This is a genomic window from Okeania sp. SIO2B9 (genome assembly GCF_010672505.1).
GTDB classification, from domain to species: Bacteria; Cyanobacteriota; Cyanobacteriia; order Cyanobacteriales; family Microcoleaceae; genus Okeania; species Okeania hirsuta.
In genome coordinates, this window is record NZ_JAAHGK010000095.1 from 1 (window position 1) to 10315 (window position 10315).

The 10315-nt window shown below is 40.2% G+C and carries 12 protein-coding genes; 9 read left to right on the top strand and 3 right to left on the bottom strand.

The annotated features are described in order from the left end of the window. Window positions 1-330: 330 nt before the first annotated feature. The 3 genes from F6K13_RS05710 to F6K13_RS05720 form a co-directional block, all read right to left on the bottom strand. Window positions 331-2103, bottom strand: a complete 1773-nt coding sequence (locus F6K13_RS05710) for a R3H domain-containing nucleic acid-binding protein (protein ID WP_124145135.1) — start codon at window positions 2101-2103, stop codon at window positions 331-333. Between the two features lie 223 nt (window positions 2104-2326). Beyond that, window positions 2327-3550, bottom strand: a complete 1224-nt coding sequence (ldpA, locus tag F6K13_RS05715) for a circadian clock protein LdpA (protein WP_124145134.1) — start codon at window positions 3548-3550, stop codon at window positions 2327-2329. Between the two features lie 72 nt (window positions 3551-3622). Then, window positions 3623-4099, bottom strand: coding sequence for an NAD(P)H-quinone oxidoreductase subunit N (locus F6K13_RS05720; protein ID WP_124145133.1), 477 nt, complete (start codon window positions 4097-4099; stop codon window positions 3623-3625). Between the two features lie 1150 nt (window positions 4100-5249). Between F6K13_RS05720 and rplC the strand changes: the two genes are divergently transcribed. From rplC to rpmC, 9 genes are all read left to right on the top strand, one after another. Beyond that, on the top strand, window positions 5250-5933 hold the full coding sequence (gene rplC, locus F6K13_RS05725; protein ID WP_124145132.1) for a 50S ribosomal protein L3: 684 nt from the start codon (window positions 5250-5252) through the stop codon (window positions 5931-5933). Window positions 5934-5955: 22 nt separating this feature from the next. Next, window positions 5956-6594, top strand: coding sequence for a 50S ribosomal protein L4 (gene rplD, locus F6K13_RS05730; protein ID WP_124145131.1), 639 nt, complete (start codon window positions 5956-5958; stop codon window positions 6592-6594). After that, window positions 6578-6889: a 50S ribosomal protein L23 gene (locus F6K13_RS05735; RefSeq protein ID WP_124145130.1), complete on the top strand. Its 312-nt coding sequence runs from the start codon at window positions 6578-6580 to the stop codon at window positions 6887-6889. The genes rplD and F6K13_RS05735 overlap by 17 nt, the downstream gene beginning before the upstream one ends. A gap of 64 nt (window positions 6890-6953) precedes the next feature. Beyond that, the gene (gene rplB / locus F6K13_RS05740) at window positions 6954-7817 is read left to right on the top strand and encodes a 50S ribosomal protein L2 (protein ID WP_124145129.1); all 864 of its coding nucleotides are present in this window, start codon (window positions 6954-6956) and stop codon (window positions 7815-7817) included. A gap of 220 nt (window positions 7818-8037) precedes the next feature. Next, window positions 8038-8313, top strand: coding sequence for a 30S ribosomal protein S19 (gene rpsS / locus F6K13_RS05745; RefSeq protein ID WP_124145128.1), 276 nt, complete (start codon window positions 8038-8040; stop codon window positions 8311-8313). A gap of 37 nt (window positions 8314-8350) precedes the next feature. Continuing rightward, the gene (gene rplV / locus F6K13_RS05750) at window positions 8351-8707 is read left to right on the top strand and encodes a 50S ribosomal protein L22 (RefSeq protein ID WP_124145127.1); all 357 of its coding nucleotides are present in this window, start codon (window positions 8351-8353) and stop codon (window positions 8705-8707) included. A 51-nt stretch (window positions 8708-8758) separates the two neighbouring features. Then, on the top strand, window positions 8759-9487 hold the full coding sequence (rpsC, locus tag F6K13_RS05755; protein ID WP_124145126.1) for a 30S ribosomal protein S3: 729 nt from the start codon (window positions 8759-8761) through the stop codon (window positions 9485-9487). 177 nt (window positions 9488-9664) lie between these two features. Further along, on the top strand, window positions 9665-10081 hold the full coding sequence (gene rplP / locus F6K13_RS05760) for a 50S ribosomal protein L16 (protein WP_124145125.1): 417 nt from the start codon (window positions 9665-9667) through the stop codon (window positions 10079-10081). Continuing rightward, window positions 10082-10315 (top strand): 50S ribosomal protein L29 (gene rpmC, locus F6K13_RS05765; protein WP_287287013.1); only part of this gene is annotated, 234 nt, incomplete at its 3' end.

Sequence of the window (10315 nt, forward strand, 5' to 3'; positions counted from 1 at the left end):
CGGTCTTGTATAGCAAAGGTAAGGAAGAAGGAAGAAGGAAGAAGGAAGAAGAAAGAGGGAAGAGGGAAGAAGGCTACCCTCGCAAGAAAAAACCATCATTTCCTGTAGATATTCACCCTTGGGTTTACACAAACGATATAAACGGACATGATATCATTAAATAACTGTAATAAACAATCTTTATCCAACCTCGTAGGGACGTTGCATGCAACGTCCCTAAATTGCTACAAGCTACGAGCCAGTCTATAGTTTTGCTTTAGCTATTTGAATACTTGTCTTAGGGCTAAAACTCAACTACAAGCCGGACTTTTGAACCTTAATTACACTCCCTTACGCTGGATAAATGCGCAGACGTCGGTTAGGCTCATCTCCAAAACTAGAAGACTTCAAGCGATAATGCTCCACAAGTTCATGCTGCATCTTCCGCACCTTTGGAGACCGTGGCAAAAGTTCCACAGGTTGCCCCTTTGGAATCACAATTTGCTCCACTGCTAACCTTGCTTCCTCCAAAGCCTCCATCTCATCTTCTGAAGCTGAAGCAGCAAACAAATTCAAGTCAGCAAATTCAGGAGTGCTAGGATCTTCCATATCCAATAACCGTCGCAGTGCCTTAGCAATTTGAGGCAAACCACTATTTTTAATCACATGAATAGGTACATGACGAGCCTTAGCAATATGCCGTAACTTAGACTGTTTCCGGGTGTGCGTTCGCAAAGCCAACACCACATCCGCACTATCAATATCCTTAGTCAAAACCACAGGCAAACCCAAAGTACTAATCACCTGTTCCATTTGATGACGTGGAATTGCATAAGGATAAATATGCAAAGGCAAATCCTCACCATTCGGACCCGTCGCCTGAGTTTCCCAACGCCCTGAGTTTACATTAGAAAACATCCCATTTCCCGAGAAAGACTCATCCAATAATTCTTCAAAAGACTTAGACTCAGAAACCTCTACTGATCGATTAACTTGACCTGTATTAGGCAATGGCATAATATAACCAGAATCACGAAAACCACCACGAGAAGTCAACATTCCCCCTGACTGTCCCAATAGCGATCCCGCATTCTGATTAACACCCCCACCCAATCTTGGAGTACTATTATACTCTCGTGTTATCTTCACCTCACCATTCTCATCCACAGTCCTCACTTGTGGATTAGGTTTCTGCCCCCGCAGCAAAGCATCAACAGTATCAGCCACCTGCTCGTGAACCACCCAACGTTGTCTTTCCAACATTTCCACAGCAATTTCAAAAGTTGGCGGTGCTTTACGTTCCAGAACAGTTTTTTGAGAACCCCGACGTCGTGCTTCATCATCACCCAAAGTTACAGCCTGAATACCCCCAATTAAATCGGAGAGAGTCGGATTTTTTACCAAATTTTCCATCTGATTACCATGAGCAGTCCCCACTAACTGTACGCCACGCTCCGCAATAGTTCTCGCTGCCAGAGCCTCCAATTCCGTACCAATCTCATCAATCACAATCACCTCTGGCATATGATTTTCCACCGCCTCAATCATCACTTGATGCTGTTGTTCCGGGCGAGCAACTTGCATCCGACGGGCACGACCAATAGCAGGGTGAGGAACATCTCCATCCCCAGCAATTTCATTAGAGCTATCAATAATCACCACCCGTTTTTCTAAATCATCAGCCAGCACCCGTGCAATTTCTCGTAGTGCCGTTGTTTTTCCTACACCAGGGCGACCGAGCATCAAAATCGACCTTCCGGTTTCCACTAACTCGCGAATCATACCAATTGTGCCAAAAACTGCCCGCCCCACTCGACAAGTCAAACCAATAACTTCTCCCGTGCGATTGCGAATAGCACTAATCCGATGTAGCGTTTGCTCAATACCTGCTCGATTATCGCTGCTAAAATCACCAACTCGTTCTATGGAATAATTGAGGTCTTTTCTAGAAATAGGAATTTCGCCCAGGTATTCTGCATGGGATGGAAAACGAGCTTCTGGGAGACGACCCAGATCCATCACAATTTCGATCAGGTTATTTCGCTGTTGATGTTGCAGTAGAGGCCGTCTAATTTGGTCTGGTACGATTTCTAGTAATCTATTAAGGTCGTCTGTAATCTGCATACTTTAGTTAAAAGTGACTTCTATTCTACTGGGTGAGAAAAAAGCTTTTGAGGCAAAAACTGAAACTATGATTTATATCATGTCCGGCGACTTACCGAATTATAAATCTTGAGGGGCGAGCTTAACACATACATACTGAAGTTTAAGCGTTTTTACCCTGATTTCAACCCGCCTTCTATTTCCATATCGGTATCAAAGAAAATTCTCTTATGGAAATTCATTACTAATTCCTCATTTGACTGAGATCCGATTTTTTAATTTGAGAAACCAGAGAGTTAGCTAAATTGACAGCTTCCCAAAGAAGTTCCGGTAAAACTTCCAGCTTTGTTAGCTGGGAATCATTAGTGAGTTCTTTGGCATGAAAGCTAGTTGTACCGTAGGCAAATTCAATTGCCTGCAGCTGTGATTTGTGCATTTTTTCTAATTTTTCCAAAATTGGTGACAACAAAACGCGGGCATAGCTACCATAAGCTACACCAGATACAAATCTATTTTCCGGAATATAAGTATTAAAATTTTTAGCAGAGTTTCCCTGTTTGTTATTCTCAGATGCTAACAAACCTTTAGCAACAAGCTTGGCTACAGTAAAATTATTTGTGCCTCCTGCTAACTGTACATACCCTGGTAGTTTTGCATTCAGCACCTTTTGACTTAATGCGATCGCCGCCATTGTGCTACCTGCCCCAATATCTCCACTCATCGGTTTACCATCAGTTTGCCAGATTAGAGCGCAAGGAAGAGGAGAAATAATTTCATACAAACTTTGTAAATATTCTACTAGCCCTTCTCCATCAGGGCAACTAATAGCAATTAGTTTTAATTGATTTATCCAAGGTTTTATGCTTTTCCAGAGTCGCTGAAAATCACTTTCTCTTCCCACTTTGGTGTGAATTTCAATGGCATCTACACCAGTCTGCAATACTAATGATGCAATAGAAGTAGGAGTAGATACATAAGAACGAGCCTGTATTAGTTGCTTAGGGCATACAGACAAACATCTTCCACAACCATAGCAAAGTTCATCTATAACCCCTGAATTACCAGAAGTGATAGTATCTCTATCTTCAGAAAAAACTATAGCCTCTGCCGGACAAACTTTCTCACAAGGTCGCCAGCAGTCTGTGGGGCAAACAGTAGGGTCAAACTCAGCTTTCCGGAAATGAGGATCTTCTCCATCATTAATACTTACCATTATCCATGGTACTGTTTGGTAGCCAAATCCCTGAGACTTGGCCCAAGATTGGAGACCACTTGCAATCTGTAAAGCCTGCCCAGCAGAAGTGATCGCCGCCGGATCGGCAGCCACATCAATACAATCTGCACCTGCCAAAGTATAAGCTAATGTTAAATTTCTTACTGTTGGCAGGTGTTGGAAGCTGGCCCCACAGATCAACTTAAACCAGTGGCCTTTTTTTAGCGAAATTAGGGGAGAATAGCGTTCTCTCACGCTTTATATAGTAGAGCCTTTAGCTCAAAAAAATTTGAAGTACAAAGATAAAATGTTAGCTCAAAAAATTCTTTAAGCAGGCACCAAAGCATTTTGAAGTGGTGTCCATCTAAAGAAGCGCTCGCCACCCATTTCCACTATCACCTTAACTCGTGGTTCTGATTTAGGTAGGACAGTTAAATACTCAATTTCTTGACTAGATAGAATCTGACCCTCTATAATCCACAAAACCAAACCCTTAGCTTTAGGTGGTAAGTGTTCCAATTTATAGCTCACAATTGGCGGTACATAGTAAACATAACCAACTGCTGGGCCATTGCCCATACTTTTCTTACCTAAGTGAGGAGGTCTGACTCCATGCACCCCTGTCAGATACATGGCCAAATCTCCAAGACCTCTAGCAGTAATATTGTGACTTACATAGCCAGAAGCCCTTAACCGACGTTGATAACGCCCTTCAAACCCTCCTTCCAAAGGAACATAAACGGCCAAAGACCCGGACTTCTCCAAATCCTTAATCATTCCTCGACCAGTCGTAATCAGTGCCATGCTCAATCTTGTCCCTAATTTTTAAATTGTAGGTGATTATATCTGGATTATAGTTGTTTAAACCAAAGATACTTGTCTTCCTAGCGACCTGAAAAAAAATTATTTAAACTACTAGACAAGTCTTAGTAAATACTATAAAATTATATATTGTCGCCGAAAAAAAAGTGATATATTAGGTAAGTATGGCCTATGTTAACTCCTATGGGGGTTGTACAAAGGTTAATAAATAACTACTTAGCTAGCTACTTCAACTTTAAAAATCAAGAAATAGTCAGTTTTGATAAGTTTTACTTCCTAGAAAAAAAGGATACTGATTAGCAAGCTACTCAAGTCCTGGCGACCATAAAACTAAGAACTAGAGCTAAAGACAAAAAGCTAAAAAATAATAGCTGGTAAATATAAGTATTATCGTTATTATTCAACGATGATATTTCATCGTCATGGGGAGTATTAGTTCTAAAATTTCTCTAGTACTTTACTGGTTTAATACTAAGAATATTTTTAATTCTGATGTTATCTTAAAAAGCATCAAAGTTGATAATCAACTTGGTTGAAACAGTAAAACCTATCATAAATGTTGAAAGAGTTCGAGCCGTTATCATCGCTCTTATTTAACGGTGAGATGAATTTCAACCAGAAAAATAATCGTATGCGCGCACATTTTTGGCGTCATAATCGAATCAATAGCCGTGGGGCACACGGTTGAATAAAAAGCTTGCGGAGATGGTCTAACGGGGGTGCAATTCGGTTTATTTGATTTGTTATCTAGTTAAGAATCTGTGAAACAAGAATTTCCCGTTATAATCGCGTGATTTAACGGTGAGAGTGTCAACCTAATAAAATCAAACAGAAGTTAAGTATTACTAGCAATAGACTTAGGCGATCGCTCCTAAGAAATAGTCAGAAAATTAACCACTGTTGTAATTAAGATATCAGGATAAGTTTAAACAATTAATTATATGTAAATAGTATGATTTATTAATTATTTATTAGGTATAAAACTATCTGTAAAAAAAAATAAATTATTTCAATTAAAAAGCCTTTCCTGACGGAATGCTCCGTAAACAGAGACCTAATACAAATTTTTAAGCTGATAGCTAGTTAAAAAACATTATTGTTGTAGTGGATAAAAAAAAATAGGAGAGCGACAGTGGCAGTTGGTATCCTTGGCAAAAAACTAGGCATGACACAAGTATTTGAACCTGAAACAGGAGCAGCAATTCCTGTAACAGTAGTACAAGCAGGTCCATGTGTAGTTACCCAAATCAAAACCGAACAAACAGACGGCTATACTTCAATTCAAATAGGATATGGAGAAGCCAAAAATAAAACCCGTCAACTCAATATCAAAGAACCAAAAGAAGTTAATAGATACTTGACTAATGCTCAACAAGGGCATTTAGTTAAATCAGGCGGTATTCCCTTACGTCATCTACGAGAATACAGAGTAGAAAACACAGGTGACTTTGAACTAGGTCAACAAATAAAAGTCGATCTATTTGAAGCTGGCCAACTCGTTGATGTTACAGGAAAAAGTATAGGTAAAGGCTTTGCTGGTTATCAAAAACGTCATAACTTTAGACGTGGACCAATGGCTCACGGTTCCAAAAACCATCGTTTGCCAGGCTCCACAGGTCCAGGAACAACACCAGGGCGTGTTTATCCAGGTAAGAAAATGGCAGGACATTTAGGAAACGTGCGAGTCACTACTAGAAAACTCAAAGTAGTGAGAATAGATACAGAAAGAGACCTATTGCTGATAAAAGGAAGCATTCCTGGTAAACCAGGCACATTAGTTAGCGTTGCTCCAGCCACAATAGTAGGTCAAAAATAAAAAAAATTTTTGAGAAAAAAAGATGGTTGATTGTGTCATAAAAAACTGGCAAGGTGAAGAAGTTGGACAAGCAACTCTCAACTTACGAGTAGCAAAAGAAGAAAGTGCAGCTCATGTTGTTCACAGGTCCTTAAGACTACAAATGGCGAATAACCGCCAAGGAACAGCTAGCACAAAAACAAGATCTGAAGTCAGAGGTGGAGGTCGTAAACCTTGGCGACAAAAAGGAACAGGTAGAGCAAGAGCAGGTTCCATCCGTTCGCCTCTATGGCGTGGTGGTGGTGTAATCTTTGGGCCGAAGCCAAGAGACTACTCTCATAAAATGAACCGCAAGGAAAAACGTCTAGCACTAAGCACCGCCTTTCAAAGTCGTTCAGAAGACTTAATTGCGGTCGAAAATATTTCCGAGCAATTAACAAGACCGAAAACCAAAGAATTAGTCGAAGCGATCGCTCGTTGGGGAGTAGAACCAGAATCTAAAGTTCTGCTGGTATTAGAAGAGAAACAAGAAAATGTATATCTCTCAGGTCGTAATATTGCGAAACTGAAAATCTCCCTAGCTAATAACTTGAATATTTACGATATTCTAGAAGCAGATAAAATCATAGCTACAGCAGCAGCAATAGAGAAAATTCAGGAGATGTATGGGGATAAAAGTTGATTCACGAGACTTAGTAGATATAGTCAAATGTCCAGTTGTTACAGAAAAAGCTACTAGATTAATGGAACTAAATCAATACACATTTGATGTAGATCCAAGGGCAACAAAGCCAATGATCAAAGCAGCAATTGAACAACTATTTGAGGTAAAAGTAACAGGTATGAATACCCTAAATTTACCAAGAAAAAAGAAAAGAGTAGGTAAATTTCAAGGCTTCAAACCTAGATATAAAAGAGCTATTGTCAGCTTAGAAGATGGAGAACCAATTAGAAAAGTTCTATTCCCAGACCTCTAAAAAAACTCAACTCAATTTAAAATCTTTAAATCTGTAAAATCTCAAGTGGCATAGAAAATTAATTATGGGTATTCGTTCCTATCGACCCTATACACCAAGTACCCGAGAACATAGCGTATCAGACTTTGCTGAGATAACTACCTCAACACCAGAAAAATCTCTGGTAAAAAACAAGCATAGACGAAAGGGTCGTAATAACCGTGGTGTAATTACCTGTCGTCACCGAGGCGGAGGTAGCAAGAAACTATATCGTGTTATTGACTTCCGTCGTAACAAACATAATATTCCGGCCAAAGTAGCATCAGTAGAATACGATCCGAACCGGAACGCCAGAATAGCACTACTACATTATCAAGATGGAGAAAAACGTTATATCCTTCATCCTGTAGGATTAAAAGTTGGTGCATCCATTATTTCTGGCATAAACGCTCCAATAGAAATTGGCAACGCATTACCTCTGAGTCAAATTCCTCTGGGTACAGATGTTCATAATGTGGAACTTGTTCCAGGTAAAGGAGGACAAATAGTCCGTGCTGCTGGTGCCGCTGCTCAATTGGTAGCAAAAGAAGGCGAATATGTAACAATCAAACTCCCTTCTGGCGAACGGCGTAAAGTCAGAGCAAGTTGCTACGCCAGTATTGGTCAAGTAGGCAACATCGATCATCGAAATATTAGCTTAGGAAAAGCAGGTCGCAATCGCTGGAAAGGAAAGAGACCAACAGTTAGAGGTAGTGTGATGAACCCAGTCGATCACCCTCATGGTGGTGGTGAAGGCCGGGCACCAGTCGGTAGAAGCGGACCAGTTACTCCTTGGGGTAAGCCAGCATTAGGTCTGAAAACTCGTAAGAAGAGAAAACGGAGTGATGCTTTAATCGTACAACGTCGTCGTAAATCCTCTAAACGAGGTAAAGGTGGACGGCAAAGCTAAAATCAGTATCTGGTTGATGAGCGTTAACTAAGTCAGAAGTTGTTTTTGTAACGGGGATCTGAGCAATTCCCAAAAAACATTTTGCCTTAAAAAGCGGGGTTGCGCGACTCAATTATTTTGATAAATCTAATATAGTTCATCAACTTGAGCAATTCTGACTTCAGTGAAACGGCATAACAGCTCTAACTGGAATTGTATTAAATCAATCATAAATTAAATTATGGCTCGATCATTAAAAAAAGGACCATTCATCGCAGATCATCTATTGAAAAAAATAGAAGATTTAAACGAGAAAAATCAAAAACAAGTAATTAAAACTTGGTCAAGAGCTTCAACTATTATCCCAGATATGGTAGGTCATACGATCGCAGTACATAACGGACGTCAACACGTCCCGGTGTTCATCTCCGATCAGATGGTAGGCCATAAATTAGGGGAATTTGCACCGACTAGGACATATCGAGGTCACGGCTCAGATAGAAAATCTAAAAGATAAATAGAAAACTCGTTGAAATTGATAATTGGAGAAAGGTATGCCTGTAGATACCAGTGAAGAAGTAAAAGCAGTAGCACGTTACATCCGAATGTCTCCCTTTAAAGTGCGACGCGTACTTGACCAAATTCGTGGGATATCTTACCGGAAAGCGTTGATTATACTTGAATTTATGCCATATCGTTCCTGCGACCCAGTGCGAAAAGCATTGCGTTCAGCAGCAGCGAATGCCGAGCATAATAAAGGAATAGATCCAGAAACTTTAGTTGTATCCAAAGCTTTTGCCGATCAAGGGCCTTGTTTGCCACGCTACCGACCCCGCGCTCAAGGTCGTGCTTACAGAATTCGTAAACCTACTTGTCACATTACAGTTGCAGTAGCTCCTGTAGTTGATTAGTAAAGAAAGGAATTTGAACGATTACAAGACATTAATTTAAGTATAGAAGTAATGGGACAAAAAATACATCCAATTGGTTTTAGATTAGGCGTAACCCAAGAGCATCGCTCTCGTTGGTACGCTGATGCTAAAAACTACCCAGAACTGTTGGAAGAAGACCACAAAATTCGTAAATATGTCAAGCAAACTTTGGCAAATGCAGGCATCTCTCAAATCAGAATTGAGCGAAAAGCAGACCAGATAGACTTAGAAGTTAGCACCGCTAGACCAGGTGTAGTGGTTGGTAGAGGTGGTGCAGGTATTGAGTCTTTGAGAGTAGGTTTACAACAACTTTTGGGTAGCAACCGTCAAATCAGAATCAATGTTGTTGAAGTGACAAAAGTAGACACTGATGCCATGCTTATTGGTGAATACATTGCTCAACAACTAGAGAAAAGGGTTTCTTTTCGTAGAGTTGTACGTCAAGCTATAACTAGGGCTCAAAAAGCTGGTGTAGAAGGCATAAAAGTGCAGGTAAGTGGAAGAGTCAATGGAGCAGAAATTGCTCGTACCGAGGTGACAAGAGAAGGTAGTGTGCCATTGCATACATTGAGAGCTGACATTGATTATGCTTACTGTACTGCTAAAACAATTTATGGCATCCTGGGAATCAAGATTTGGATCTTCAAAGGAGAAATTATTCCTGGTCAAGAAGATATGGGAAATGCTCAAGTAAATCAACCAAAACGTAGACAACAAAAACGTCGTCAGCAATATGAAGACAGGTCTAACGAAGGTTAATGAAGTTAGAAGTCAGAAGTCAGAAGTTGTTTTTGTAACGGGGATGCGCGAGCAATAATCCAAAAACATTTCGCCATTTCCAGGCGGGGTTTTAGAGCCAATTATTTTGATAAATAACTTCAAAGCATTTAACTGACTTTCTAGGAAAATACTAAATTAAGCAGTAAATAGTAGACTATGTTAAGTCCTAAAAGAACAAAATTCCGTAAACAGCAACGCGGACGAATGAGAGGTAATGCAAATAGTGGCAATAGTATTGCCTTCGGTGAATTTGCTCTCCAAGCATTAGAACCTTCTTGGATTACTTCCCGTCAAATAGAAGCTTCCCGTCGTGCGATGACTCGTTATATCCGTAGGGGTGGGAAAATTTGGATTCGTATATTTCCAGATAAACCCGTGACAATGCGAGCCGCAGAAACCCGTATGGGTTCCGGTAAAGGGGCCCCAGAATATTGGGTAGCAGTAGTTAAACCAGGACGCATAATGTTTGAGTTAGGTGGAGTTGCAGAAGACATCGCCCGCGAAGCTATGCGTTTAGCATCATTTAAGTTACCAATTAAGACTAAGTTTATTACACGCGAGGGAGATTTCTAGATGCCTTTTCCTAAAGTAGAAGAAGTTAGGAATTTGAGTGATGAAGAACTTGTCGCTGAGATAGTAAAAGTTAAGCGAGAATTGTTGGATTTACGAATGTTAAAAGCTACCGGAAGGTTGGAAAAACCTCACCTGTTTAAATACAATCGTCATCGACTGGCTCAATTGTTAACAATAGAAAGAGAACGAGAATTAGTTAAAGAAGCAGAAGCTTCTACTCAAGAAGTAGCAGCA